Annotated in this window: 29 protein-coding genes and 1 pseudogene; 8 read left to right on the forward strand and 22 right to left on the reverse strand. The window is 61.5% G+C overall.

All coding sequences use genetic code 11. The features are described from left to right. Positions 1 to 7 precede the first annotated feature (7 nt). The 3 genes from nifK to nifH form a co-directional block, all read right to left on the reverse strand. The gene (nifK, locus tag I5R65_RS01365) at positions 8 to 1,567 is read right to left on the reverse strand and encodes a nitrogenase molybdenum-iron protein subunit beta (protein WP_196871942.1); all 1,560 of its coding nucleotides are present in this window, start codon (positions 1,565 to 1,567) and stop codon (positions 8 to 10) included. Positions 1,568 to 1,673: 106 nt separating this feature from the next. Beyond that, the gene (gene nifD / locus I5R65_RS01370) at positions 1,674 to 3,128 is read right to left on the reverse strand and encodes a nitrogenase molybdenum-iron protein alpha chain (protein ID WP_196871943.1); all 1,455 of its coding nucleotides are present in this window, start codon (positions 3,126 to 3,128) and stop codon (positions 1,674 to 1,676) included. 167 nt (positions 3,129 to 3,295) lie between these two features. After that, a complete protein-coding gene (gene nifH / locus I5R65_RS01375) occupies positions 3,296 to 4,174 on the reverse strand; it encodes a nitrogenase iron protein (RefSeq protein WP_196871944.1) in 879 nt (292 codons plus the stop codon). Between the two features lie 527 nt (positions 4,175 to 4,701). On the opposite strand from nifH, the gene I5R65_RS01380 reads away from it, so the two are divergent. Genes I5R65_RS01380 through I5R65_RS01395 form a run of 4 tightly spaced genes read left to right on the forward strand, consistent with a single transcriptional unit; the run spans position 4,702 to position 6,507 of the window. Then, positions 4,702 to 5,133, forward strand: a complete 432-nt coding sequence (locus I5R65_RS01380; RefSeq protein WP_196871945.1) for a response regulator — start codon at positions 4,702 to 4,704, stop codon at positions 5,131 to 5,133. Positions 5,134 to 5,185: 52 nt separating this feature from the next. Beyond that, a complete protein-coding gene (locus tag I5R65_RS01385; RefSeq protein WP_196872142.1) occupies positions 5,186 to 5,590 on the forward strand; it encodes a group II truncated hemoglobin in 405 nt (134 codons plus the stop codon). A 9-nt stretch (positions 5,591 to 5,599) separates the two neighbouring features. Then, entirely contained in the window at positions 5,600 to 6,187 is a 588-nt protein-coding gene (locus I5R65_RS01390; RefSeq protein ID WP_196871946.1) for a hypothetical protein, read from the forward strand. Then, positions 6,184 to 6,507, forward strand: a complete 324-nt coding sequence (locus I5R65_RS01395) for an FmdB family zinc ribbon protein (RefSeq protein ID WP_370545774.1) — start codon at positions 6,184 to 6,186, stop codon at positions 6,505 to 6,507. Before I5R65_RS01390 ends, I5R65_RS01395 begins: the two co-directional genes overlap by 4 nt. Before the next feature lie 4 nt (positions 6,508 to 6,511). Here I5R65_RS01395 and I5R65_RS01400 read toward each other — a convergent pair whose 3' ends face one another. From I5R65_RS01400 to nifA, 14 genes are all read right to left on the reverse strand, one after another. Continuing rightward, positions 6,512 to 7,363 (reverse strand): SIR2 family protein, encoded by an 852-nt coding sequence (locus I5R65_RS01400; protein ID WP_196871947.1) that lies wholly within the window; start codon positions 7,361 to 7,363, stop codon positions 6,512 to 6,514. Between the two features lie 35 nt (positions 7,364 to 7,398). Then, positions 7,399 to 7,704 (reverse strand): 2Fe-2S iron-sulfur cluster-binding protein, encoded by a 306-nt coding sequence (locus I5R65_RS01405; RefSeq protein WP_196871948.1) that lies wholly within the window; start codon positions 7,702 to 7,704, stop codon positions 7,399 to 7,401. A 74-nt stretch (positions 7,705 to 7,778) separates the two neighbouring features. Further along, on the reverse strand, positions 7,779 to 8,927 hold the full coding sequence (locus tag I5R65_RS01410; RefSeq protein WP_196871949.1) for a DegT/DnrJ/EryC1/StrS aminotransferase family protein: 1,149 nt from the start codon (positions 8,925 to 8,927) through the stop codon (positions 7,779 to 7,781). Positions 8,928 to 8,957: 30 nt separating this feature from the next. Beyond that, positions 8,958 to 9,218 (reverse strand): HCV capsid domain containing protein, encoded by a 261-nt coding sequence (locus I5R65_RS01415; RefSeq protein WP_196871950.1) that lies wholly within the window; start codon positions 9,216 to 9,218, stop codon positions 8,958 to 8,960. Between the two features lie 12 nt (positions 9,219 to 9,230). Further along, the gene (gene nifT / locus I5R65_RS01420) at positions 9,231 to 9,440 is read right to left on the reverse strand and encodes a putative nitrogen fixation protein NifT (protein WP_006463081.1); all 210 of its coding nucleotides are present in this window, start codon (positions 9,438 to 9,440) and stop codon (positions 9,231 to 9,233) included. A gap of 35 nt (positions 9,441 to 9,475) precedes the next feature. After that, positions 9,476 to 10,624, reverse strand: coding sequence for a cysteine desulfurase family protein (locus I5R65_RS01425; RefSeq protein WP_196871951.1), 1,149 nt, complete (start codon positions 10,622 to 10,624; stop codon positions 9,476 to 9,478). 11 nt (positions 10,625 to 10,635) lie between these two features. Further along, on the reverse strand, positions 10,636 to 11,010 hold the full coding sequence (locus I5R65_RS01430; protein WP_196871952.1) for a hypothetical protein: 375 nt from the start codon (positions 11,008 to 11,010) through the stop codon (positions 10,636 to 10,638). Next, positions 11,007 to 11,255, reverse strand: coding sequence for a nitrogen fixation protein NifZ (locus I5R65_RS01435; RefSeq protein ID WP_006463078.1), 249 nt, complete (start codon positions 11,253 to 11,255; stop codon positions 11,007 to 11,009). The genes I5R65_RS01430 and I5R65_RS01435 overlap by 4 nt, the downstream gene beginning before the upstream one ends. 17 nt (positions 11,256 to 11,272) lie before the next feature. Next, positions 11,273 to 11,569, reverse strand: a complete 297-nt coding sequence (locus I5R65_RS01440) for a nitrogen fixation protein NifZ (RefSeq protein ID WP_006463077.1) — start codon at positions 11,567 to 11,569, stop codon at positions 11,273 to 11,275. A 32-nt stretch (positions 11,570 to 11,601) separates the two neighbouring features. Beyond that, positions 11,602 to 12,345, reverse strand: coding sequence for a 4Fe4S-binding leucine-rich repeat protein (locus I5R65_RS01445; RefSeq protein ID WP_196871953.1), 744 nt, complete (start codon positions 12,343 to 12,345; stop codon positions 11,602 to 11,604). Positions 12,346 to 12,349: 4 nt separating this feature from the next. After that, a complete protein-coding gene (locus I5R65_RS01450; RefSeq protein ID WP_196871954.1) occupies positions 12,350 to 12,724 on the reverse strand; it encodes an iron-sulfur cluster assembly accessory protein in 375 nt (124 codons plus the stop codon). Positions 12,725 to 12,733: 9 nt separating this feature from the next. Beyond that, the gene (locus I5R65_RS01455) at positions 12,734 to 12,952 is read right to left on the reverse strand and encodes a 4Fe-4S dicluster domain-containing protein (protein WP_006463073.1); all 219 of its coding nucleotides are present in this window, start codon (positions 12,950 to 12,952) and stop codon (positions 12,734 to 12,736) included. 33 nt (positions 12,953 to 12,985) lie between these two features. Beyond that, the gene (gene nifB, locus I5R65_RS01460; RefSeq protein WP_196871955.1) at positions 12,986 to 14,563 is read right to left on the reverse strand and encodes a nitrogenase cofactor biosynthesis protein NifB; all 1,578 of its coding nucleotides are present in this window, start codon (positions 14,561 to 14,563) and stop codon (positions 12,986 to 12,988) included. Positions 14,564 to 14,953: 390 nt separating this feature from the next. After that, positions 14,954 to 16,582 carry a nif-specific transcriptional activator NifA gene (gene nifA, locus I5R65_RS01465; protein WP_196871956.1) on the reverse strand — a complete coding sequence of 543 codons (1,629 nt, stop codon included), beginning with the start codon at positions 16,580 to 16,582 and terminating at the stop codon, positions 14,954 to 14,956. Between the two features lie 152 nt (positions 16,583 to 16,734). Here nifA and I5R65_RS01470 point away from each other — a divergent pair, with 152 nt between their 5' ends. The 3 genes from I5R65_RS01470 (at position 16,735) to I5R65_RS01480 (ending at position 19,591) form a co-directional block, all read left to right on the forward strand. Further along, positions 16,735 to 17,694: a hypothetical protein gene (locus I5R65_RS01470; RefSeq protein ID WP_370545776.1), complete on the forward strand. Its 960-nt coding sequence runs from the start codon at positions 16,735 to 16,737 to the stop codon at positions 17,692 to 17,694. A gap of 89 nt (positions 17,695 to 17,783) precedes the next feature. Continuing rightward, the gene (locus I5R65_RS01475) at positions 17,784 to 18,785 is read left to right on the forward strand and encodes an LLM class flavin-dependent oxidoreductase (protein WP_196872145.1); all 1,002 of its coding nucleotides are present in this window, start codon (positions 17,784 to 17,786) and stop codon (positions 18,783 to 18,785) included. Further along, positions 18,782 to 19,591, forward strand: a complete 810-nt coding sequence (locus I5R65_RS01480; RefSeq protein WP_196871957.1) for a TOBE domain-containing protein — start codon at positions 18,782 to 18,784, stop codon at positions 19,589 to 19,591. The genes I5R65_RS01475 and I5R65_RS01480 overlap by 4 nt, the downstream gene beginning before the upstream one ends. A 226-nt stretch (positions 19,592 to 19,817) precedes the next feature. On the opposite strand, the gene I5R65_RS01485 is transcribed toward I5R65_RS01480, so the two are convergent. From I5R65_RS01485 to I5R65_RS01500, 4 genes and pseudogenes are all read right to left on the reverse strand, one after another. Further along, positions 19,818 to 21,119, reverse strand: a complete 1,302-nt coding sequence (locus I5R65_RS01485) for an MFS transporter (protein WP_196871958.1) — start codon at positions 21,117 to 21,119, stop codon at positions 19,818 to 19,820. 180 nt (positions 21,120 to 21,299) lie between these two features. Then, positions 21,300 to 21,383 (reverse strand): annotated as a pseudogene (locus I5R65_RS24460) (pyruvate kinase alpha/beta domain-containing protein); the annotation flags it as partial. A gap of 56 nt (positions 21,384 to 21,439) precedes the next feature. Then, positions 21,440 to 22,762 carry a glycerate kinase gene (locus tag I5R65_RS01495; RefSeq protein ID WP_196871959.1) on the reverse strand — a complete coding sequence of 441 codons (1,323 nt, stop codon included), beginning with the start codon at positions 22,760 to 22,762 and terminating at the stop codon, positions 21,440 to 21,442. Positions 22,763 to 22,906: 144 nt separating this feature from the next. Beyond that, complete coding sequence (locus I5R65_RS01500) at positions 22,907 to 23,998, reverse strand: tartrate dehydrogenase (protein ID WP_196871960.1); 1,092 nt, start codon at positions 23,996 to 23,998, stop codon at positions 22,907 to 22,909. A gap of 110 nt (positions 23,999 to 24,108) precedes the next feature. On the opposite strand from I5R65_RS01500, the gene I5R65_RS01505 reads away from it, so the two are divergent. Beyond that, positions 24,109 to 25,089, forward strand: coding sequence for a LysR family transcriptional regulator (locus I5R65_RS01505; RefSeq protein WP_196871961.1), 981 nt, complete (start codon positions 24,109 to 24,111; stop codon positions 25,087 to 25,089). A 54-nt stretch (positions 25,090 to 25,143) separates the two neighbouring features. On the opposite strand, the gene I5R65_RS01510 is transcribed toward I5R65_RS01505, so the two are convergent. Further along, positions 25,144 to 26,529, reverse strand: a complete 1,386-nt coding sequence (locus I5R65_RS01510; RefSeq protein ID WP_231395074.1) for a sigma-54-dependent Fis family transcriptional regulator — start codon at positions 26,527 to 26,529, stop codon at positions 25,144 to 25,146. Positions 26,530 to 26,568: the final 39 nt, after the last annotated feature.

A 26,568-nucleotide genomic window follows, 5' to 3' on the forward strand; every position in this document is an offset into this window, starting at 1 on the left:
AGCGCGCTCAGCGGATGATGTCGTAGGAATAATCGGTCTCGCCGGCCACCACCGTATTGGCATCCAGGGCTTCGAAGTATTCGTCGAGGATCATCACCAGCACGCGCATCGCACCGGCATAACCCCAGATGGGGAAGCGATGGTAGTGATGGCGGTCGAAGACCGGGAACACCAGGCGGATCAGCGGCACGCCGCAATCGCGTTCCAGGTACTTGCCGTAGGTATTGCCGATCAGGAAGTCCACCGGCTCCGTGAACAGCAGGGAGCGCAGGTGCCACAAGTCGCGCTTGGGATAGACCTTGCAGTCCTTGCCGAAGGGAGACCCGTCCAGCAGCGCCTGCACCTTGGCCGCCCATTCGGCGTCGCCGTTGGTGGACAGGATGTGGGTCGGCTCGCAGCCCAGCTCCAGCAGGAACTGGGTCATGCCGATCATCATGTCGGGGTCGCCATACAAGGCAAACTTCTTGCCATGCAAGTGCGCCTGCGAATCGGCGATGGCATCGACCAGGCGGCCGCGCTCCAGCTCCAGTTCGGCCGGGATGGGCTGGCCGCTCAGGCGTGACAGCTCCATCAGGAACCGGTCCGTACCGGCCACGCCCATCGGATGGTTGAGGGCGACCACTTCCTGGCCCTTCTCCGCGATGTACTTGGCAGTCTTGAGCGTGCTGAACTCCTGGAACACCACGGTGGCCTTGGCGTCGAGGGCCTCGATCACTTCCTGCTTGGTGGTACCGCCACTGTACATGCGGAACTGGCCGTCGGTCGGGGTATTCCAGACTTCCGAGGGATCACACACGATGGTGCCATCCACGCCCATCAGCTTGAAGATGCGCTTGACCTCGGGCAGGTTGCCGACCACGAAGCCATCGAAACCGCCGATGAAGTTGATGCGATCGTTGGGTTTTCTTTCCAGCGCCGGCACGGTGCCGGCCTTGCCATCCCAGAAGTGGGTCAGGATGCCTTTCAAGGCATTGTCGTAGCCGGTCACGTGGCTGCCGACGAAGGCCGGGGTATGGGCGAACGGCACGTCATATTCCGCCGGCACGCTGCCTTTGTCCTTGGCATTCTTGATGAAGGAGTCGAGGTCATCACCGATCACCTCGGCCATGCAGGTGGTGGAGACGGCGATCATCTCCGGCTTGTACAGGCTCAGGGCATTGGCCAGGCCGTCGATCATGTTGTTGAGACCACCGAAGACGGCGGCGTCTTCGGTCATCGACGACGATACGCAGGAAGTCGGTTCCTTGAAGTGACGCGAAAAGTGCGAACGGTAATACGCCACGCAGCCCTGCGATCCATGCACAAACGGCAGCGTGTTCTGGAAGCCGACGGCGGCATACACCGCACCCAGCGGCTGGCAAGCCTTGGCCGGATTGATGGTCAGCGCCTCGCGGGCGAAGTTCTTTTGCTGATATTCCTTGGTCTTGGTCCATTCGGCCACGTCCTGAACCTTGTCCAGCGGAACGGCGAACTCGAACTCGTCTTTCTTGCGGGCGAGCAGTTCGCGGTATTCCGGCTGACGGAACAGATTCTCGTGGTCCAGAACGCTATCGGCGTTTTGCGGCATGATGATACCCCTTCAATTCAACTGATCAAATGATCCAGGCTCGGGTCGGATGGACGACAGGCGGCGGACACAGTGCTGCGTCCATCCATCTCCGAATCGATTCGGCTCAAGCCTTCCACGGCGCCTTGGCCATGCTCCACACCGGGCTATTGATGGCCATGTCCATGTCGCGGGCGAAGATGGCGAAGCCGTCATAGCCGTGATACGGGCCCGAGTAATCCCAGGAGTGCATCTGGCGGAACGGCACGCCCATCTTCTGGAAGACGTATTTCTCCTTGATCCCGGAGCCGACCAGATCGGGCTCGATCTTCTCGACGAACTTCTCGAATTCATAGCCGGTCACGTCGTCGTAGATCAGCGTGCCGTCTTCCACATAGTGGGTGGTGCGCTGGTAGTCGTCGTTGTGGCCGAATTCATAACCGGTGCCCACCACCTTCATGCCCAGGTCGCCATAGGCATCGATCACGTGACGCGGACGCAGGCCACCGACGAACAGCATCACGGTCTTGCCTTCCAGGCGCGGACGGTACTTGGCGATCACGGCATCGGTGAGGGCCTTGTACTTGGCGATGACGCGCTCGGCGCCTTCCTTGATCTTGTCGTCGAAGTGACTGGCAATCTGGCGCAGCGATGTCTCGATCTGACTGGGGCCGAAGAAGTTGTACTCGACCCAGGGAATGCCGAATTTCTCTTCCATATGGCGCGAGATGTAGTTCATCGAGCGATAGCAGTGCAGCACGTTGAGCTTGGCCTTGGGCGTGTTTTCCATTTCAGCGAGGGTGCCGTCGCCGGACCACTGGGCGATCACGCGCAGACCGATTTCCTCCAGCAGGATGCGCGAGGACCAGGCATCGCCGCCGATGTTGTAGTCACCGATGATGGCCACGTCATACGGAGTGGCCACGAATTGGTTCTTCTCCGGGTCCATCTTGTCCAGCACCCATTCCTTGATGGCGTCGTTGGCCACGTGGTGGCCCAGTGACTGCGACACCCCACGGAAGCCTTCGCAGCGCACCGGCACGATGGTATGGCCGTCATATTGCTTGGACTTCTTCTTGGACACCGCTTCGATGTCGTCACCGATCAGGCCGATCGGGCATTCGGACTGCACCGAAATTCCCTTGTTGAGCGGGAACAGTTCCTGGATCTCGTCGACGATCTTTTCCAGCTTCTTGTCACCGCCGAAGACGATGTCCTTTTCCTGGAAATCGGACGTGAACTGCATGGTCACGAAACTATCGATACCGGTCTTGCCGATGTAATAGTTGCGGCGCGAGCCCCAGGAGTACTGGCCACAGCCGACCGGACCATGGCTGATGTGGATCATGTCCTTGATCGGTCCCCAGACCACGCCCTTGGAACCGGCATAGGCGCAGCCGCGAATGGTCATCACGCCGGGGATCGACTTGATGTTGGATTTGACGTTGCAATCCGACTTGCCCTCTTCCTGGGTGGTCAGATGCTTGGCGCGACGCTTGGCGGTCTTGTCCGGATAGGCCTTGAGGACCTCATTGATCAATTCCGTATTGCGTGCCGTGGTTTCTTCAACTGTGAGGCTCATGGGCCCTCCGATAAAATTAGTCGCGGGAGACATACCCGGTCGTATGCCAGTCCGGTCAACAAACCTGCGCTACCCTTTTTCTTGCGGTCCTGGCCGCCTTCGCTTCGAAAAACAGAAGCTGGAGCGACCAGGACCTTGCAGCATCAACAGCAGGCAGAAGATGATGTTCAGGCCGCTACTTCGACCGTCTTGCCCACCATCGATTCATCAACGACAGGCATCAAGCCATGCTCCATCAGCAGGTCTTCCAGCTCGTCCATGGTGATCGGGGTGGGGATGGTGCCGTTGCCGGCGTTTTCGTGGATCTTGTTGGCCAGGGTGCGGTATTCACCAGCCTGCTTGGAATCGGGCGCGTATTCCAGCACGGTCATGCGGCGCAGCTCGGCGTGCTGCACGATGTTGTCGCGCGGCACGAAATGGATCAGCTTGCTGTTGAGCTTGGCGGCCAGGGCGGTGGCCAGTTCCAGTTCCTTGTCGGTCTGGCGCTCGTTGCAGATCAGACCGCCCAGACGCACGCCACCGGAGTTGGCGTACTTCAAAATGCCCTTGGAGATGTTGTTGGCGGCGTACATGGCCATCATCTCGCCGGACATCACGATGTAGATTTCCTGCGCCTTGTTTTCACGGATCGGCATGGCAAAGCCACCGCACACCACGTCGCCCAGCACGTCATAGGAAACGTAGTCGGCGTTTTCATAGGCGCCCTCCTCTTCGAGGAAGTTGATCGAGGTGATCACACCGCGGCCGGCGCAGCCCACGCCCGGCTCCGGGCCGCCGGATTCGACGCAACGGATGTTCTGGTAGCCGATCTTCATGACGTCTTCCAGCTCCAGGTCCTCCACCGAACCGGCATCGGCAGCCAGCGACAGGATGGTGTCCTGGGCCTTGGCGTGCAGGATCAGGCGGGTCGAATCAGCCTTGGGATCGCAGCCGACGATGAGGATGCGCTGCCCCATCTGGGCCAGCGCGGCCAGGGTATTTTGCGACGTGGTGGACTTGCCGATGCCGCCTTTGCCGTAGAAGGCGATTTGTCTGAGTGAGGCCATTTGATTCTCCTAGAAATAAGCGGTGTAGCTCTGGTGTAAGAAATTACGATGTCGTTCAAAGCAGTTTTGTCATCACACTTGCAGCCGTTGGGGCGCCGCTTCGAAACTTTTATTGGTCTTCGTCTCAAGTCACGCATTCGGCAAGTCATCGTCGGTGCACACCCCTCTCTGCAAATGCCGTGCCACCATCAGAAAATGATCTCAAGTCATTGATTTAATTGATGAAAACGGTATTTTTCGCAAGCTCTTAATCCACTTGTTTCTGGTGTTGCAAACCGCACAAACGGCACCCAGTCTGTCGGGAACGATACAAGCCCGCGCACCCAACACATACGTGTAGCAAACCACGCCGGCGGTCCCCTGTCGGCCCGCCGACCCGCAGCTACAGGCCTGGTTGCGGCCTGTGGAAAGCAAGGAGGAGCTGCTGACTGATAACGGGAACGATGTTTGCTATCGGGATGAATTGCAGGGCAAAGAAGGCTGCGCCAGGCGGCCCGGTCAGCGATCACTCACGCAAGGAGCAAACCATGCAAATCGGTGTAGACAGCCAGCGCGCGGTCGACAACAAGCGGGTCTTCATCGTCGACTGTGATGACGTCAGCGGGTTGGCGCTGCAGTTCATGCTTGCCGACGAGTGCGAGGCGCATCTGCTGGCGGATGTGGAGAGTGCCTTGCGCAAGGGGCGGGACTGGCCGCCCGATCTGCTCTTGCTGGGTCAGGGCAATCTCGCCAAGGAGGGCATGGAAGTACTGGCGCAGTTGCGCCAGCAGCATCCGGCCATGAAGATCGTGGTGGTCTGCGACAGCGCCGATGACAGCCATGTCCGGCAAGCGCTGGCGCAAGGTGCCAACTCCACCCTGCTGCGTCCGCTCACGCTGGAGGGCGTGCGCCGCAAGGTCGATGCCCAACTGGGCCGACGCACGCCCCTGGGCCTGGGCATCGCGGTGACGGTGGTGTAAGACCATGTGCGCGACCCGCCTCCCCTTGAAGCTGCCGCATCGGGCTGCACCGATGGCGGGGCCATCGATCCCTCCGGCGCTGGCCAATCCGCATTACCAGCAGATTGGCGGAGAGCCGGTCGTGCGGCAACTGGTCGACCGCTTCTACGCCCTGATGGACCAGCTGCCCCAGGCGGCCGTGGTACGCGCCATGCATCCGGCCGACCTGGCGCCGGCCAGGCAGCGCCTGTTCATGTTCCTCTCCGGTTGGCTGGGCGGCCCACCCCTGTATGCCGAGGCGTTCGGCCACCCCCGCCTGCGCCAGGCGCACGCGGGATTTGCCATCGATCCTGCCGCACGCGATGCCTGGATGGCCTGCATGAACCAGGCGCTGCAAGAACTGGTACCCGACGAGGTGTTGCGGCAGCAACTGGGTGCCGCATTTTTCAAGACTGCCGATTTTCTGTGCAACCAATAAGGAAACTCCATGAGCACTCTCGCAAATACCCCGCTGGCCGATCTCGACAATGACGGCCGTCTGCTGAGCCCGGTCTTCAAGGGCCCGACCAAACGCAATGGACGCGTCGCCTTCCGTGGTGAAATCGCGCTCAAATACCAGGCCAGCCTGGCCGACGAAAAGCGTCCCCCGGAAATCAAGCTGGACCAGGTGATGACGGTGGCCGACGTGGGCAGCGCCACCATTCCTTTCCTGGCCGGCATGGCGCCTTCGCTGGAACACATCAAGCTGCTGTGCGAAGTGCTGGGGGACAAGCTGGCCGCCGATGGCAAGTACTTCTTCTTCGCCTGCAACCTGGACATCTCGCTGCGTTTCCGGATTCCTTATGGCGGTGCCACGTTCTACGTGATGCCGCTGGACGAATCGACGGTCTATAACGAGCTGCTGGAATTGTTCCACATCGAGCGTGGCGATCTCAAGAAACTCGACACCGCTGAAAAGATCCTGGCGGTGGCCGACGGTGCCCTGCGCTTCAACGGAAAATTCGAAGAGATCAGCTTCCAGCGCGGCCTGGAGTTGATGGGGCCGATCAAGATCAAGGAAAACCGCCCGGTATGACGCCACAGGGTCGGGTGGCTGCCAGCCATCAGGAATGCTGCCCCACCCTGCGCGAACGCCCCCTCAACACCAGCGAGCCGACCATGCCCCTTTTCGACTTTCTCTGTACCGCCTGCGACACGCATTTTGAGAAACTGGTCCGCACCGGCGACACGCCAGCCTGCCCGGGCTGCGGCAGCCATGCGGTACTCCGGCAGGTATCGGCACCCCGGGCACCGGGCAAGAGCGCCGGCATCCTGCAGCGCGCCCGGACGCAAGCCGCCCGCGAGGGACACCTCAGCAATTACCGTCCATCGGAATTGCGCAACAAACTGAAGTGACCCATCACACCGGCAGCCCCAGTTGCGCACACAGCAGCGCTGAGAAGTCCGCCGTTTCCATGGGGAGCACCTCGATACCATGTTCCTCCAGGAAGCGCTGTTCATTGCGCGAGGGCGGCTCCGCCAGCACCGCCCAATGCCGCGCCGATGAGCGCTTGGTGATCTGGTGCGCAAAACTGCGCTGCAGCTGATCGTTGAAACGGCAGCCGATGAACAGGAAATGACGGCCTTGCCGCAGTGCCTGCACGTGCGCTGGAATCGGCGTCTGGATGTCGATCTCGGTGAGCACTTCGACGAAATCGGAGTCCGACACGAGATAGTTGGCGGCCGGTGCATGCGCGCCAACGGGCTGATACAGCAAGGTGTTCCAGCTCGACACGATGCTCTCCTGGACCGCCTGCCCACTGCCATCGTAATACTGGTACCAGGTGCCGAAATGCTCGGACTGCGACAACCCCTGCACCTGCCCCCAGTCATCGCGGCCGCTGGCGAGCATGGCGTTGCGCATGGCATCGTCATACCAGAGCGCGACGATCATCGGGATCTCCGGCATGCCGGCCAGCGCCTGCTGTAGTGGCAACGGCGGCAGAGCGGCGGAGAATGCCCCCTGCATCAATTGCACCAGGCTCTTGCGATGCTTGAAGTTCTCGATGAATTGCGCAGTAGCCGTGAGCCGATTGCGGATCTTGTGCGGCACCGTGACCTGAGCGGCCAGCAGCGCCGCCAGTTTTTCCTGCGAATCGGGCAGCGGGCCATCCGGCACCTGCCTCAGCAAGCCCGGACCCAGGTAAGGAATGAGCTCCCCCTTGGTGAGCGCATCGAACAGGTCTTGCAAGGTGTCCTCAGTGGTAGGCATGGCGATGGCTCCTCGGCGCAGGCGTTCAGGCAGGTTCAGCGCCCGGAGGCGAAATTGAGCAATTCGAGGGTGACGTCGTCCTCGCCCACGATCACCTGGCAGGCCAGGCGCGACTTGGAACCGACACCCACGATGCTGTCGAGTTTGGCGTTTTCCGTCGGGGTGGTACGCGAGACGCCCTTGCGGCCTTCCAGCACGAAGATGTGGCAAGCGCCGCACTCGGCCTTGCCCTGGCACTTGTTGGCAATGGCTTCGCCAGCCTTCATGACGGCGGCCAGCAGCGTGGTGCCGATGCTCACCTCGATGGTCTTGCCGGAGGGTTGGATGGTAACGACGGGCATGGTCAGGACTCCTTTGTAATGAATGAGGTCAATGAGACCGGAGATGAAAAATCGGAAAAAGCCATGCGCCCCGCTCAGTAGATCGCCGCCCCGGCACCGACATTGCTGGAGGCATCCTTGGCCGCCTGCACGATGAAGTGCACTTCGTCGGTATTGAGGTGCCCGTGCAAGGGCAAGGCAATGCAGCGGTCGGCGATCTTCTCGGTCAGCAACAGATCTCCGCGCTTGCAGCCAAAGCAGCTGTAGTAGAACTGCTGGTGCAGCGGCTGGCACCAGGCGGCGGCTTCCACTTCCTGGCTGGCCAGGTCTTCGATGATCTGGTTGCGCATGGTGCGGGTGAAGCGTGTACCCAGGTGGACCAGGTACAGCATCCAGTACACCTCGTCGACGTCAGGGCCGATATAGGGCGGTTTGATGCCCTCGAAAAACTGCACGTGCTTCAGGTAGTAGGCCTCGACCTGCTTGCGCCGCAGCAGGATTTCATCAAGCCGCTCCAACTGCGCGATGCCGATGGCTGCGCTCAGATCGCTCATCGACGCCTGCATCGGGACCCGGCTGGCCACGGCAATGGACTGGCGATCGCCCAGATTGCGGTTGCGCATATAGTGCAATTCACTGGCCAGCTCCGGGTCATCGGTGACCAGCATGGCGCCCTCGCCACAGCACAGCGCCGAGGGCTGCGAAAAATCGAAGATGGCAATGTCACCGAAGTTGCCCACCACGCGACCCTGGTAACGCGAACCGATGGCTTCGGTGGAATCCTCGATCAGGCGCAGGCCATGCGCCTGTGCCAGCTGGCGGAACTCGGCCCAGGCGGCCGGATGGCCGTTGCAATTGCCCACCACGATAGCGCGCGTGCGCTGGCTGATCTTGTCGGCCACCTTGTGCGGTGCCAGGTTGCCGCTCCAGTAGTCGATGTCGGCAAACACCGGCGTCGCTCCGACCAGCGTGATGGCATGGACGATCTGATGCCAGGAGTACGCGGAGGCAATCACCTCATCACCGGCACGGATCCCCATGGCTCGCAAGGCCAGCATCAGCGCCACCGTACCGCTGGCAGCGGCCACGCCATAGGTACGGCCGAGGTAGGAGGCAAATTCGTTTTCGAAGGACTCGACCACCGGGCCGGCGGACAGGCCCGACGACACCAGCACCCGCGTGACGGCTTCCAGCTCGCGGGTGCTGACGTCGGGGTCCGACAATTTGATCCATTCCTGTTCCATGTGATGCACTCCTCCGGGTATTGGCTCAACTCAGGACAAACGGACGATCACCACGCCGCTGGCCTCATCGGGGCCATCGACCACACGCCAGCAATGGGCATCGGTATCGACCAGGTACAAGGCATATCTGTGCCCGCGCCAGTAAGGCGTTTCGCCGCGCATGTCCTCCTGGTCGCAACGGCTGCACACCAGGCGCGGCAAGGCGCTGCGCAGGGCCGCCAGGGCGTTGGCATGGGCGGCATCCTGCAGCACCTCCTGGACAGCGGCCAATTGCTGGACCGACAGGCTCATCGCATCGGCTCCTCATTCGCCCAGACGGCGTGCATCGATGGTCACCGGCAATACGGTGGCCGCATCCATTGCTGGCAATGCCAATTGCCAGCCATTGGCCAGGGTGACGTGGCCTCCCCACATGTCGGGCTTTTCCATCGCCACGATGGGCTCTTCCAGATCTTTCTTGGGGACATAGGCCGACAGCAAGCCTGCCGAGTTCTTGCGGATCATCACCTTCATGTTGGGCTCCTGATTGGTTGGTCCGGTAAGGCTCCCTAGGCCACTCTTGCCTGCAAGGGCTGGACAATCTGCGCGATCTGCAACAAGGCCGCCAGCACCGCATCGATCTCGTCGTCGCGGGTATCGCGGGAGAGCGAAAAGCGTAGCGTCGCCGCGGCCTGCTCGCTGGACAAGCCCATGGCCATCAGCACGTGGGAGGGCATGTCGCCGCTGGCGGTACAGGCCGACCCGCTGGAGGCGCAAATTCCCAGGCGATCCAGGCGCTCCAGCACCAGTTCGGCATGGACCTGGCCGAAACGCACGCTGACCGTATTGGGCAGACGCGCTGCGCCCGCACCATTGATCCTGACCTGCGGCAGGCGTGCCAGGCCGCGCTCGAAGCGCTGACGCAATGCGCTCACTGCCAGCATCCGTGGCAGCGCCGCACGCGCCTGGGCCGCTGCCACGCCCAGCCCGACGATGCCCGCCACGTCCTCGGTACCACCGCGCCGGCCACGTTCCTGGTGGCCGAACAGCAAGGGCGGCAACCTGATCCCCTTGCGCACGTACAGGGCGCCGATACCCTTGGGCCCGTGCAGCTTGTGCGCCGACAAGGACAGCAGATCCACGCCCATGGCCGCCACGTCGCATGGAACACGGCTTACTGCCTGCACCGCGTCGGTATGGAACAGCACACCGCGCTGGCGCGCCAGTTCGGCCGCCCGGGCAATCGGAAACACCACCCCGGTCTCATTGTTGGCCCACATCAGGCTCACCAGGGCGGTATCTGGCGTGATGGCCGCCGCCAGTTCATCGAGCTGCAGTTGGCCATGCTCATCCACCGCGATCCAGCTGATGCGCACGCCCTGTGCCTGCAGATGCCGCAACAGCAGCAAGGTGGAAGGATGCTCCACCAGGCTGCTCACGATATGGCGCCGCTGCGGCTGCACGGCCAGCGCGCCCAGGATGGCCATGTGATTGGCTTCGGTGGCGCCACTGGTGAACACCAGTTCGGCCGCCGAGGCAGCGAGCAGGGCCGCCACCTCCGTGCGGGCACTGTTCATGCGCTGGCGTGCAGCGTCACCGACCCGGTGCTTGCTGGAGGGATTGCCCCAGGCTTCATCCTGGCAGGCCTGCATGGCCGCCAGCACTTCCGGTGTGGGCCGGGTGGTGGCGTTGTTGTCGAGATAGATGGTGGTATCCATGGGTGGCGCACTCATTGCCAGAACAACCTTGCGGTGTCCCGGTTGATGCAATCCATCAAGACCTGCAGGCTGCGTTCGAGCATGAAGAATTCCCAGCCGCCTTCCGGGTGATCCTTGCGGAAGAGCTTCCATACGCCCAGCTCGACGTGATATTCCAGCAGCGCGATATCGACCATGCCGCCCTCGGCATCGATATTGCGCGAACAACAGGGACTCTGGATCAGATAACCGCTCGCGGTCATCTCCACGCGCGGCACGACATACAGGTAGCGTGCGCGCTTCTGCAGCATGCGTTCGATACGCCGCAGATCCAGCTCATTGGGATGCCACCTGCGGATGCCACCTGCAGTGGGCAACCCATCGGCCTGGGCGATGGTCTGGTTCATGCCGGCTCCAGCAGGACGATTTCTTCTTCCAGACAACCCACTACGCGGTTGCCGGGAAACTCCACCAGATACACCGGGATGGTGGACTCTTCATGCATGCCCACCTGCACCACTTCGCCTGGCGTACCCTGCGCCACCAGCAGGGCCTCGGCCTCGCAGTCCGGGTAGGAGCCATCGTTGAACAGGTCGATGCTGGCTTGCACCCGCTGTCCCCATGCATATCTGGCCACGCGTGGTTCGATCATGTTGTCGCTCCCTGGATTCAGGCCGCCTGCCCGGACGTGACGGGCTGGTCGAGCGATTGCAGCTCGCGCCCTTTCATGCCGACCCGGTAACCGTGTTCGACGAATTCGATGCCGTAGATGTAGAACTGCTGCAGGAAGGTACCGATACTGGTCACATAGCCGACATCGCCTTTCTTGACCAGGATGTCGCCGATCTCGCGGCCCGCGAAGGTGCCATCGTTGCGGATGGTCTTGGTGCTCCTGACCTTTTCGCCATAGCTGAATTGCGGCGGCCCGTCCAGTTCGACCCGGCCATCATCACGGTTGATCTTCATGGTCCCAGCTCCAGTTGCTATGTCATCGTAGTTCAGGCCAAACCGCTGCGATTACGCGCCAAGGCGCGCACCGCATCGTCTTCATCGTCCGACAGCAAGCCAAGATGCGCCGTATCGATGCGTTCAGCCACGCTGTAGCGCACACGCCAGTCCGGGTCATGGCACAACGCCACCAGTTGTGCCGGTGCCAGGCGTTGCGCCACCACCGTGCGTACCGCAGCGTCTTCATCCCTGGCCATCGCACCCAGCAGCGCCGATCCCGCCCTTGCTGCCACTACGCGGCGCACCTCGCGATCTTCATCGTGCAGCATGCGCACCAGCCATTGCGGTTCGATACGCTGCGCCACGATTAGGCGCACGCCATAATCGCCATCGCCCATCATCTGGTGCAGCTGATCGACGTGCAGCCGCCGCGCCACCTGGATACGGACCTCGCGATCCGGATCTTGCCGCAACATCAGCAGCTGGCGCTGCGGCAAGCGCTGCGCCACACTCCAGCGCACCGTGGCATCCGGGTCATCGATCATGCGTGGCAGGTAAAACACTTCCACGTGCTTGGCCGCCACCGCCCTCACCTCGAAATAGGGATGGCTCAGGAATTCCTTGGCCAGCGCCGGATTCCACGTAAAGAACCGGTCGATGCGCCGAGCATAACGATCATGCACGCAGGCCTTGGCCAGTTCGCACCGCGTGGAGGGGCGGCCCATCTGCGCGCAGTCGACACACGACAATGCCCGTCCCTGCCAATCGGTCGCCGCAAAGGGCTCTGTATCCAATTGCTCAAGCCTTGCGCCGGATGCTGGAGATCGACACTGCAGCCGTGGCCGACGGCGCAGAGCCATGCGTCCCGCAGCTGGCAGCCGGCGCATTCGGGTTGCGGAACGTCAGCCCGGATTCACTCAGGGTGTCGGCAAAATCGATGGTCACGCCCTCCAGCAGCAGCCGGCTTTCGGCAGGCAGGAAGACGGCCAGACCGTTGCAGTCGAGGCTGACATCGCCTGGCGTGGGCTGCGCCTGGACCGAGAACTCCGAACTCAGCCCGGAACAACCGCCTGCACTCACCTTGAGCCGAAAGCCGGATTGGACCGAACCGCCATTGAAGCGCACCATGCGGCGCATGAATTTTTCGGCGGCGGCGGTGATGGTGATGTTCATCGCCCCTCCCTATGCCTGGTAACGCGGCTGGGCATTGTCGATGACACAGGTGCCATCGACCGGGCACACGGCCACGCATTGCGGTTCATCGAAATGTCCCAGACATTCGGTACATTTCTTGGGATCGATCACGAAGATCCCGTTCTTTTCGCGAATCGCCACGTTCGGGCATTCGGGCTCGCAGGCGGAACACCCTGTGCACTGCGAGGCAACGATCTTGTAGGCCATGCTTTTTCTCCTTGCGTGAAACTGATTGGCTGCTTACGCTGCGGCGGACGTGGACTGCACGGAGGTGTAAGCCCCCTGCCGGATATCGGCGTCGCCCCGTGGCCGATGCTCGATCTGTCCGCTGCGCACGCGCTCCAGGTAATCCATGAAGTAGGCGATGACGGATTGCTCGATGAATTCGTGGGCATACCGGTCCACCGGTTCAATGCCCACCTTTTGCAGATCATCCTTGGGACAGCCGCCGATCTTGGCCACCAGCACCGCATGGCAGTCGTTGATGGCACGGATGACAGTCTCCAGCGCATCCTCCTCGCCATAGCCGCCCTGGCAGTACTGGTCCACGCGCCGGTGTCCGACGAACTTGCTGCCGGCGCTGCTGACTTCATAGATCTGGAATTCGCTGACGTGTCCGAAATGCTCGTTGACGCGTCCCTGCCCCTTGGTCGCCACCGCCACCAGCAAGGTCAGACCGCTCTGGTCTGCCATCTGCGCCAGCTCCTGCTGCTCAGCGGCCTTGGCGGCCGATTTCGCTTGACGCTCCTGTTCCACCAGCTCCTGGTAGGCCTTGCGGGTAGCGCCGTCATAGGCCACTTCCATCGCTTCGATCTTCTCGGTGGTGAATTCGGCGCTGCGGTCTTCACCCAACAGGCCGACCGCATCGGCGCGGCACTGGCGGCAGTGGCGCATCATGTTCATCTCGCCTTCACAGGCATCCTGCAAGGCCTTGAGCTCCTGGGCGCTGGGGCCGCGCTGGCCATTCAGGCCAAACACGGTGCCATGCTCGGGTGCCGAAATGAGCGGCATGATGTTGTGGAGGAAGGCACCGCGTGACTTGACCGCACGATTGACTTCCACCAGATGCTGGTCATTGATGCCCGGGATCATCACCGAGTTGACCTTGCACAGGATGCCGCGGGCAGTGAGCATCTCCAATCCCAGCATCTGCCGTTCGTGCAGGATGCGGGCCGCCTCGATACCGGTCCAGCGCTTGTTCTGGTAATAGATCCAGGGATAGATGTGCTGCCCGATCTCGGGATCGACCATATTGATGGTGATGGTGACGTGGTCGACGTTGAAGGCGGCGATGGTGTCGATGTGGTCGGGCAAGGCCAGGCCATTGGTCGACAGGCACAGCTTGATATCGGGCGCAGTCTGCGAGATCAGTTCGAAGGTCTTGAAGGTCTTGGCCGGATTGGCCAACGGGTCGCCAGGACCGGCAATGCCCAGCACTGTCATCTGGGGAATGGTCGATGCCACCGCAAAGACCTTCTTGGCCGCCTGCTCGGGCGTCAGCTTTTCGCTGACCACGCCCGGACGTGACTCGTTGGCGCAATCGTATTTCCGGTTGCAGTAGTTGCACTGGATGTTACAGGCCGGTGCCACCGCCACGTGCATACGGGCATAGTGGTGGTGGGCCTCTTCGCTGTAGCACGGATGGTTCTTGACCTTTTCCCAAACCTCGGGGGCCATGTCGGCGGGACCAACGGATGAACCGCAACTGGCCTTGCCGCCTTCACTGCTGGTGCCACAGCCTTTGTGTTCGGCTACCTTGTCCAGCAAGGTGCCTAGCGTTTTGATGTCCTGGATACCGACGTACTGTGTGGGCTGCATGGATAGTCCCTTTCAGGAAAGTGATGCCTGGACCTTCTCCTGAGGACATAGCCAAAACCGTGCCAGAGAAAATAATCAATAAATTCAACGGCATAGCGTTAAATCTCATCACGTGGCGATGTGAGGATAGCGACAATCGGCGATACATTTTGGGTAGCGCTTGTCATGAACACGACAATGCAGCGCAGGCCGGCGCATGGGATCGGCCAAGCCGCAATGGGGCTGACGCAGTGGGGGGGAGAAGGAGAATGCGAGGACGTACCAGCCGGGGAATCCATCAGAACAACCGGCTGGAGCGACGCCGAAGAGACCTCGCACGCCGGACGAGGACGGTAATGAGAAAAAGACTTTTGATCTGGCAGCGTCTTACATCACGCTCGCAGACGAGTTTCAGAACTTCTTGACCTCGATATTGAATTTCTGCAGCGCATAGCCCATCTGGCGCGGCGAGATGTTGAGCGCACGGGCTGCCTTGGCCTGCACCCAGCCACATTGCTCCATGGCCCAGATCAGGCGTTCGCGTTCGGAAGTCGGGGGCGCAGCGGCCAGTGACTTGTCCTTGTCCATCCCGCTCGGCGAAGATGGCACCGTATGCGTGGCGATACGCTCCAGCGGCACGACCACGACTGCTTGCTGCCCACCGGGTTCATGCAAGACCTTGGTCAGGCATTTGTTCTGCTGACAGGAGAAATGAACCTCGCTGATCAGATCGCCGCGCATCATGGTGGCAGTGCGCTCGACACAATTTTCCAGTTCCCGCACATTGCCCGGCCAGTAGCAATTCATCATGACCTTCATGGCCTGCGGCGACATGGCCACCATAGCACGCTGGTTCTCGATACGGAATTTTTCCAGGAAGTGTTCCACCAGGTAGGGAATATCCTCACGCCGTTCGCGCAGCGGCGGAATGAAAATGCTGACCACATTGATGCGGTAATACAGGTCGGCCCGGAACTCGCCCTTGGCCACGGCTTTCTCCAGGTCGCGGTTGGTGGCGGTGACCAGACGCACGTCCACCTTGATGGAGCGCGACCCGCCGACCCGTTCGAATTCACGCTCCTGCAATACCCGCAGCAGCTTGGCCTGGAAGGCCGGCGAGATCTCGCCGATCTCGTCGAGGAACAAGGTGCCGCCATGGGCGAGTTCGAAACGCCCCTTGCGTTCGCCCTGGGCCCCGGTGAAGGCGCCCTTCTCGTGGCCAAACAATTCGGATTCCAGCAAGGTTTCCGACAAGGCCGCACAGTTGACCTTGATGAAGGGCCCATCCTTGCGCGGACTGAGATAGTGGATGGCACGCGCAATGACTTCCTTGCCGGTGCCGCTCTCGCCGCGCAGCAGCATGGTCGAGCGCGAGGGTGCAGACTGGTGTACCTGGGCGAACACTTCCTGCATCGCCTTGGAAATGCCGATCACGTTATCAAGCTTGTACTTGCCCTGGAGTTGCCGGGACAGCTGGCGCTTTTCTTCCTGCAATTGCTGGCGCTCGGCGGCCACGTTGCGATACAGCCGGACGGTTTGTCCGATCAGGTTGGCCACCATGGTCAGCAGCCGCACCTCATGATCAACGCTGCGCGAGGGCGACATGCCTTCCCGGAACACACACAGCACGCCCAGTATTTCGCGGGCGGCCTTGATCGGCACGCCAACGAAGGAAACGACGCCGCCGTCTTGCGATTCACGCGGGCTGGTGCGGGCCAGGAACAAGGGCTCCTGGGCCAGATCGCGTACGACGATGGGAGTTTCAGTCTGGAAGATCGTACCGGTAATGCCCTCGCCGACCCGGTATCGGCCGCTCTGGAATTCCTCGTAGCTCAAGCCGATGGCGCTGACCAGTTGCAGCTCGCCGGAATCCTGCATCAGGCTCAGCAAGACCCGTCGCGTTTCCAGGTGGGCAGAGAGGACGTTGAGGACTTCGCGCAAGGTCTTTGACAGATCCAGCGACGAACCCAAGATCTTGCTGATCTCGTAAATCGTGACGAGTTCCAAATTCACACTGCGGTCGTCAAGAATAGTGGCCATCGGACTCTCCATAGGTGAATGCTGGAACCAATGCGCTGCCTGAAAGCGCTGCAACCGACTGCGGCCTCTGCCGTGAAGTTGAGATCCAGAAAATCGACAGAAAAAGCGCCGCGTAGTTACCGAATAGTTACTGTGCCAGGCAAGCAAACTTCATGCCCAAGCGTGTGGGCGAATCAAGCTTGCCAAGCATGCCGCACAAGGACTGTTTTACCTTCACGTCGCTTTGGCGGGTTGATGACAATCGTGTCGTCTTTGTCGGTTTTGCGACAAGCATCGAAACTGCCACAACTGCCGAGAATATTCGCCATCTCGTTGATTTAAATGAGAATTCCGGTGTGGCACGGTTTTGGCTATCGAGGCAGGTCATGGCCATCGCCGGTTGGCATGAAGGATGGAGCAGCGCAAGCCGGCAGCCCAGCCAGCGTTATGTAGCGAGCTATACAAACCTCAGTCATCCACCATCGCTGATCATGAATCTGCCCTCAACCCCCGAGCCTGGTGCACCACTTGCGTGCTGGGCGCCCTGCTCTCAGGCCTGCTATCTGACCCTGAACTGGCCGGTGGCTGGCGCGGCCATGCCGCGTGGCCCGCAGCAGGCGATATGCGAGCCGCCAGTATTACCGCAACCGGCGCACCGGCTGCTGGCACTGTGTGACGAATCCGGCTTGCGCAAGCTGGTGCTCCATCACATGCGACGCCTGCGTCATTCTCCCCTGTTCGCACGTTCGCACCATTGCTTTGATTGCGTCACCTCGCGGATCGCCGACTTCGTGGTGGAGTCATGCGGCGGTCCGCTCTATTACAGCCAACGCCATGCCCATCTGCAAGCGGGCGCCGGCTTGCCGTTGCTGTTGGATGAAGCGGGGCGCGAACTGTGGCTGGTACAGCTTTGGCATACCTTTGACGATATCGGTTTTCCTCCCGCGCTGCGCGCTGACTTCTGGGCCTGGGCCGAACCCTTGTCGATACATCTGCTGGTGCGTCACGCGCGCATCGCCCCCCCACGGCGCTACCCCTATGAGCTGGTACGTAGCTGGTTCCACTCGCCCGCCACCGATATGCTGCCGCCGATAGCCGACCTGATCCGGCCATCGGGAAGGTCCGAACCATGAACTGCTCCATCGGACATCGCATAGCCCGCACTGGCATCTCGATGAGGCCGGTCTGAGTGATGTCCAACTCTTTTTCCTGTGAACCCGCCATGCCGGAATATCAGCAACGATACGGTGTCTTCCTCAACGTCGAAAATCCCCTCGGCAATGCGCGCGATGCGCTGCTGCAGACCGTCGATCATGCCGTCGTGGCAGAGGCCCTGGGCTATCACGATGTCTGGGTCGCCGAGCACCATTACAGCAGCTTCGCCATCGGCAGCGCCTTGATGGTGCTGCTAGCCCAGATCGCCGCACGCACTTCCCACATCCGCCTCGGTACGGGGGCTTCTTTGCTCGCACTCAATGACCCCTTGCGGGTTGCCGAGGACGTCGCCACGCTGGACCTGCTCAGCAACGGCCGGATGGAATTCGGCGTGGCACGTGGCGGCCCGTTTCCCGAGCAGTATCGTCATGCCGGCTTGAGTGGCGCCGATCAGGCGCGCGCACGCATGCTTGAGGCGCTGGATGTCATCCAGCGCGCATGGCAAGGCATGCCATTCAGTACCGAGGGCCGATTTTTTCACTATGACAGAGTGCAGTTGCAACCGCAGCCGCTGCAACGACCCATTCCGGTATGGCTGGCCAGCATGAGCGAAGATTCGCTTGATCTGGCCGCACGCCACAATTACGGATTGATGGCCACACCCTCCGCCGATCTTGGGCAGGTGTGTACGCGGGTGGCAGCACAGCGCGCGCAGCGCGGTCACTTCCCGTTTGCCATCGCCCGCTTTTTCCATTGCGAGCCTGAGGTGAACAAGGCGCTTGCCCACGGCCTGGCAGGTGTACGCGCGTATCCGCGCATGATGCAGGTGCAATTCGCGCCCGGCGGCGCCCCGCCCATGTTCCAGGCCGATGCCTCCGATCAGGTAATCCTGGCCAACGCCATCATCGGCGACCCGGCGCAATGCGCGGCGCGCATTGGCCAGCTGCAAGAACAACTAGGGCCGCATCGTTTGCTGCTCAAGCCTGCCAGCCATGATCCCCAGCAAGCGCGCGCAGCCCTGAGCTTGCTGGCCAGCGCGCTGGAATTGACGCCAGCGGCAAGGACGTGAAGCCCTTGCCTGCCACCGATACCATCTTGTTGAGCAGCGAACTGAAACTGGTGCATCGCCTGGACCAGCGCTTCTTTGCCCTGCTCGACGCCATCGCGCAAACCGGCTCGATCAATCGCGCGGCCAGTACAGCGGGCTACAGCTACAAGGGCGCATGGATGCTGCTGGAGTCAGCCGGCAACCTGGTCAATGGCGCATTGATTGAAACCGTTACCGGCGGCAAAGGGGGCGGTGGCACCCGGCTCACGCCGGCAGCGGTGGAACTGCTGGCCGTGTGGCGCGAGCTGCAACGGCGCAATCTCGAATTCCTGCATCGGCAGGAGGCATGGCTTAATCAACTGCCAGCCTTGGCTGGCCTGCTCAGGAGAATGGCAATGAAAACCAGCGCACGTAATCAATTCGCCGGCGTCATCAGTGCGATCGATACCGGCCCTGTCACTACGCAAGTCACCGTCACCATCGCCGGCGCGCAAGAGATCGTGGCCACCATGACGACGACCGCCGCCAACCGGCTCAAGATCAAGATCGGCGGCAATGCGATTGCACTGATCAAGTCATCGGCAGTGGTACTGGTCACCGATTTTTCCGGCTTTGCCCTCTCGGCACGCAATCAGTTCGAAGGCACGGTCTCGCGCGTGGAGCGTGGCGCGGTATCGTCGCTGGTGGTGTTGACCTTGCCTGGCGGCGCCTGTATGACCGCCAGCCTGACCAATGACGCTGTCGATGCGCTATCGCTGGCCGTGGGCCAGACCGCTACCGCTGTCTTCAAGGCGTATGCAGTGATGGTGGCCGTTCAGCAAGAGTGATGGCCGCTGTGCCGGCAATGCATTTTCCGGATTCCAGCATTTCCATTGGACCGCCCCTCTCCCCGCCCAGGAGAAATTCGACGATGTGGCAGCCAGGCTGCGCTACTTCGTCGAATAGCCTGCGGATCTGCATGCCAGTTCTCGCCAAGGTGCCGGTCAGCGAGCATGCCTGACGCACCTTGCCCGTCTCAGCTGTTTTTCACACCTTTTCTTCGCACCTTTTTTCTCATACCTTTTGATAGATATGCGTATCCCGTGGCCTGCCCTGGAAGCGCGACATGATCAGTGTCAGCACCGCCGAAAACACCAGCAGTCCCGCCACGAAATACAGGCCCCCGGCATAGCTGCCGGTCGAGTCCTTGATCCAGCCGATGACGCTGGGCGCCACGAAGCCGCCAAGGTTACCGATGGAATTGATGGTAGCAATGCCGGTGGCTGCCGCCGCACCGGACAGGAACATGGTCGGCATGCTCCAAAGAGGCGGCTTGGCGCAGCTGATGCCAACGTTCACCAGTGTCAAGGCGGCAATCAGTCCCACCACGCTATTGGCGCCGGCAGCGATCACCAGGCCCACCGCCGCGGCGACGCAGGCGATGATGACGTGCCAGGTACGTTCTCCAGTCCGGTCGGAATGGCGCGACCAGAGCACCATGGCCACCACCGACACGATAGGCGGGATCGCATTGAGGAAGCCCACCGCCATGGACGAGACCCCCAGTCCCTTGATGATCTGGGGCGCCCAGATACCCAGCGTGTACAGCCCTGCCGAGGTGCCAAAGTAGATCAGTGCCAGCCCCAGCACACGGAGATCCGCCAGACCACGGATGATGCCGTGCTTGCCCGACTTGTCTTTCTGCGCATGCTCGTCGGCCATGGTCTTGATGAGCCAGGCGCGTTCGTCTTCCTTGAGCCACTTTGCCTTTTCCGGCTTGTCGGTCATGAAGCCCAGGACCACAACACCGAGCAGTAGCGCCGGAATGGCTTCCAGGATGAACATCCATTGCCAGCCATGGAGATTCATGACGCCGTCCATCTCCAGCAGCGCCGCCGAGATCGGTGAACCGATCGCCGTGGACAGCGGTGCCGCTGCCATGAAGAACGCCGTGACGCCCGCGCGGTGGCGGGCCGGGAACCAGTAGCTCAGGTAGAGAATGATGCCTGGGAAGAAACCGGCCTCGGCCGCGCCAAGCAGGAAGCGCATGACATAGAAGCTTGTCGCGCCATCGACAAAGGCCATGGCACCGGAGATCATCCCCCAGGTCACCATCACCCGGGCAATCCAGAGGCGCGCCCCGACCTTGTGCAGGATGATGTTGGAGGGGACTTCGAACATGAAGTAGCCCCAGAAGAAGATGCCGGCGCCAAAGCCCAGGACCGAGGCGCTGAAGCCCAGGTCCTGCTTCATCGTGAGCGCCGCGAAGCCGATGTTGACCCGGTCGATGTAGGCGATGAAGTACAGCAACATGATGAATGGCACGATGCGCCAGGTGGTGCGCCGCAAGGTGCGTTTTTCGATTTCGGTTTGCATGCTTGTCTCCTTCTTTACGTTGTTCGAGGGTGATTCCTGTTACACCTTGTTGTGTGACTGCCTGGCGCTCCAGCGCGACCGGCAGGCAGTTTCTGTTCTGGTTCTGCTCCTCTTCCCTGCCAGGGCCTGTGCCCTGCCCGCCTCAGGCGATTTGTGCAAGGCGGCGGGCGATGGGCGGCTGGGTGTCATGCCGAGAATCGACATGCCCGGACGCTCCCGCGCCATGCGCAGCGCCGAGTAGCCAGAGGTGGTGTAGGCGACGGTCCCAGCGTGGCAACGATCTTTGCATTGCGCAGACGGTGCATAGGCGTCTCCATGTTTCATTTGTCATTCGTCATCGCTGACGGGTTGTCCGATGCGCCGACGTAGATGGCGCGGAAGTCGTTGACGTTGGTCATCGTCGGACCGGTGATGACCGAATCTCCAAGTACCTGAAAGAAACCGTGGGCATCGTTGTTTTCCAGGCAGGTCATCGGGGGACGTCCCTCGCGACGGGCCCGCTCCAGGGTGTCCGGGCGCAGCAGCGCGCCGGCGATTTCCTCCCTGCCATCGACACCGTCCGTGTCGCCGGCCAGTGCATAGACGTGCTTCTCGCCGTTCAAGGCGATACCCAGAGAGAGGAGAAATTCGACATTGCGTCCGCCGCGTCCGGTACCGCGTACGGTCACGGTGGTTTCGCCACCGGAGAGAATGACGCAGGGACTGCTGAACGGCTGGTCACCACGAGCCACCTGCCGTGCGATGGCCGCCATCACCTTGCCCACGTCGCGAGCCTCGCCTTCGATGGCGTCGGAGAGGATGTGGGCCGGCACAGCATGCCGGGCCGCGAATTCGGCAGCGGCTTCCAGCGCCATCTGCGGGGTGGCGATCAGGTGCGTTTCCACCCTGGCCAGGCGCGGGTCGCCGGGCTTCGGGGTCTCATTGCTGCTGTTGGAGAGGACGGCGCGTGCCTGCGGCGGCAGATCGACGTCGTAGCGCTCAACGATGGCCAGTGCATCGGCACAGCTCGTCGGGTCGGCCACCGTGGGGCCGGAGGCAATGTCATGCACGCCGTCGGCAGGCACGTCGGAAATGAGCAGGTTCAGCACCCGTGCGGGATGGCAGGCAGCGGCAAGCCGCCCGCCCTTGATCGCGGAAAGATGGCGGCGCACGCAATTCATCTCGGAAATGGAGGCACCCGAGTCCAGCAGCGCCTGGTTGATGCGTTGCTTGTCGAGCAGTGTCAATCCGGGCATCGGCAAGGGCAGCAAGGCGGAACCGCCGCCCGAGATGAGGCAGACCACCAGATCGTCTTCGGTGAGCTTGCTGACCATGTCCATGAGGCGCGTGGCGGCTGCCAGGCCATTTTCGTCGGGTACCGGATGGGCTGCCTGCACAATCTCGATACGCTCGCACGGCACCGCATAACCATAGCGTGTCACCACCAGCCCTTCGAGCTTGCCCGGCCAGTGATCTTCGAACGCGCGCGCCATGGCGGCGGAGGCTTTGCCTGCACCGATGACGATCAGGCGCCCACGCGGTGCCTCGGGCAGGAATTGGGGGATACGTACGGCCGGCTGGGCGATGGCAATCGCCGCCTCGAACATGCCTTTCAACAAGGCGTCGATCCGGGCCCGCTCGGACAGTGGTTGTGCAGTGGGCATTGCGTCTCCGGCAATGGCAGGCTTGATGTGCCTGTCTTCGATTGTTTTTTTAGCGCGTGGCGGCCCCACCGGCACCCGAAACAGGGGCCGGGAGGGCGCACTCTTGTCGGCAGAGGCGGTCCGTTCGGACCGCTGAAGAATGGCTTACGCCGCCTTCCGGTTGTGGGCTGCCTTGCTGACGAAGGCGCAGACGGCCGCGGTGACCTGCGCCGTGGTTGCCTTGCCGCCCAGGTCGCCGGTATGCAGCGACGGATCGGCGGTCACGGCTTCCACTGCCTGCATGACCTGAGCCGCCGCTTCATGCTCGCCCAGGTGTTCCAGCATCATCACCACCGACCAGAAGGTGCCTACCGGGTTGGCCAGGCCGCGGCCCATGATGTCGAATGCCGAACCGTGGATGGGTTCGAACATCGAGGGATAGCGGCGCTCCGGATCGATGTTGCCGGTGGGGGCGATGCCCAGGCTGCCGGCCAGCGCGGCGGCCAGGTCGGACAGGATGTCGGCGTGCAGGTTGGTGGCCACGATGGTGTCCAGCGTGGCGGGACGGTTGACCATGCGCGCGGTGGCCGCATCGACCAGTTCCTTGTCCCACTTCACATCCGGGAACTCCTTGGAAATCTGCACGGCGATCTCGTCCCACATCACCATCGCATGGCGCTGCGCGTTGCTCTTGGTGATGACGGTCAGCAGCTTACGGGGGCGCGACTGCGCCAGCTTGAAAGCGAAACGCATGATGCGCTCGACGCCGGCACGGGTCATCATCGACACGTCGGTGGCCGCCTCGATCGGATGGCCCTGGTGGACACGGCCGCCCACGCCGGCATATTCGCCTTCGGAGTTTTCGCGGACGATGACCCAGTTCAGGTCCTCTTCCTTGCAGCGTTTCAGGGGCGCATCGATACCCGGCAGGATGCGGGTCGGGCGCACATTGGCGTATTGATCGAAGCCCTGGCAGATCTTCAGGCGCAGGCCCCACAGGGTGATGTGGTCGGCAATGTGCGGGTCGCCGGCCGAGCCGAACAGGATGGCATCCTTGTCACGCAGCGCATCCAGCCCGTCGGCCGGCATCATGGCGCCGGTCTTGCGGTAATAGTCGCCGCCCCAGTCGAAGTCCTCGAAGTCGAACTTGAAAGTGCTGCTGGTGGCGGCCAGCGCTTCCAGGACCTGGCGGCCCGCGGGCACCACTTCCTTGCCGATGCCGTCACCCGGAATGGTTGCGATGCGATAAGTCTTCATGTCTCCAGCCTTTCATCAAATGTTTTGGTGAGTGGCACTCTACCGGCGTTCGTTCTACAAAAACCGGTGCTAAACTCAAAGCATCCTTAACTTCAAGTTGATAATTGCCCATGCAAGACGTGGTTCTTCCTTCGGATTTACGCTTCTTCTCGGTACTGGCGATGGCTGGCAGCCTTTCGGCGGCGGCACGCGAGCTGGGCCTGACGACGGCAGCAGTGAGCAAGCACCTGAGCCAGATGGAGAGCCGCGCCGGTGTGCCGCTGGTCAACCGGACCACCCGCCGCATGACCCTCACCCCGGAGGGGGAGCTTTATCTGGAACACGCCCGTCGCATCCTGGATGAAATCGACGAACTGTCCGAACTGCTGGGGAGCTCCAAGCGGCGCCCGGAGGGCTTGCTGCGTGTCAATGCCACCCTGGGTTTCGGTCGTAGCCATGTGGCACCGGTGATCTCGACATTCGTCGCCGAGTATCCGCAGGTGGCGGTGCAGCTGCAGCTATCCGTGATGCCCCCGCCGCTGACCGACGACAGCTTCGATGTCTGCATCCGCTTCGGCGAGCCGCCTGATACACGGGTAGTGGCCAGGCGTCTGGCGCCGAACGCAAGGCTGCTGTGTGCCGCGCCCCAATACCTGGCGCGACGAGGCATGCCCGTCACGCCCCACGACCTCACCAAGCACAACTGCGTGGGAATCCGACAAGGGGACGAAGCCTATGGGGTGTGGCGGCTCACCGCGGGAAACGGCGCCTCTTCCAAGACGGAAGCGGTGAAGATTCGCGGCAACCTGACCACCAACGATGGTGAGATCGCGGTGAAATGGGCCCTGGATGGGCATGGGATCCTGCTACGCGCGGAATGGGATGTGCGGGGCTATCTGGAGGACGGGCGACTGGTTCGCGTACTGCCTGGCTGGCAGTCACCCAATGCCGATATCTATGCCGTCTACTCCCAACGTCATCAGATGTCCAACCGGATCCGGGCATTCGTGGACTTCATTGCGGTACAACTGGCCGATATCTCACCGGCTGGCAGTCGTGAACCGAACGGAAGCGTTCGCCAGCCCGGGCGCAAGCGGAAGATCAAGCCTTAGGAGGCTGTTGAATCGCCGCATGGCGGCCGGTAAAAACGGGGAACGATGCAACGGTTAGACGCTGCCGGGCACTTCTGTGGAAATCCGATCGGTTCCGTGTACAGTCTGAGAAACACCTTGGCCAACACCAGGGCCTGCCTCTTTCATACGTCTATACAACGTACGTTCGCTCATACCCAAGCTTGCTGCCAGCTCCTTGCGGCTGCCCTTAAATTCGCGTGCTATCTGTACAAGATCAATTGCTTCAGATGCACGCTTATCCAACCCAGGCGTTCGTGGCGGATAGAAACGATCCAACGCCAGATGCTCTTTCTTGATCACTCCATCATCCGCAAACAGGCGCGCGCGCTCGATCACGTTGCGAAGTTCACGGATATTTCCAGGCCAGTCGTGTTGCATCAGCTGCGCCAACGCTTCCGTAGAGATTTGCAGCGACTTACCTCCTCCTCCTGCCCCCCGCTGAAGCAATGATTCGACCAGCAATGCTATGTCATCGCGCCTCTCGCGCAATGGCGGCAAATGGATCGGGAAGGCGCTGATACGGTAGTAAAGATCCTGACGGAAATCGCCCCTGGCCACCATCTCCTGCAGCGGCTTATGGGTGGCTGCCACGAGGCGGAATTCGGCCTGCTGCGTATCCACTGCGCCAACGCGGCGGAAAGTGCCCGATTCAATCAGCCTTAGCAGCTTCACTTGCATCGACAGTGGTACATCGCCGATTTCGTCCAGGAACAAGGTGCCACCCTTGGCGGTTTCAACCAGACCCGCCTTACGGACATGGGCGCCAGTAAATGCCCCTTTTTCGTATCCAAATAACTCGCTCTCGAACAGGGTTTCGGTCAATCCGGAGCAGTCAACCACCACGAACGGCCCATGCACCCGAGGACTGGCCTCATGCACCGCGCGCGCAAACAGTTCCTTGCCACTGCCTGACTCACCAAGCAGCAATACCGGCAGATCCGACATCGCCACCCGTTGCAACTCGCCCAGCGCACGATTGAAGGCTGGTGACTTGCCAACCAGCCCCTGACGACTGGCCTGCACCGAGGCATGGCGCACAGTCTGCAAGCGCTCGACGAATCCCACCACACGATGCTGATGATCGATGATGGGCCGCAGCTCTACATCCACATGCTCGGGTCCACGCGGCGTGTGATGAATGTGCAGCACCCGATCCGGTCCCTTGGTAAGCAGTGCGCGTTGCAAAGGACAATGCTCTCCGGCCTGGTCACAGGGAACCTCGTAATGGTGGGACATGGCGTAGCACTTGCGGCCGATGGGCACGCTGCCTGCCGTGGCGAACTGGCGCTTGTAGGCTGTATTGGCAGCCAGAATCTCGTAATCCGTATTCATCACGATCATCGGCGTGGGCTCATGGTCCAGATAGGAAATCAGCGCCTGTACCTGGAACGACTGCAAAACATCGGGTAGCGACTCCATGGAATCTCTCACTTTCTTCAAGACAAATTCAGGCAAGTA

The sequence above is a fragment of the Herbaspirillum sp. AP02 genome (genome assembly GCF_015767275.1).
Lineage (GTDB): Bacteria > Pseudomonadota > Gammaproteobacteria > Burkholderiales > Burkholderiaceae_D > Herbaspirillum.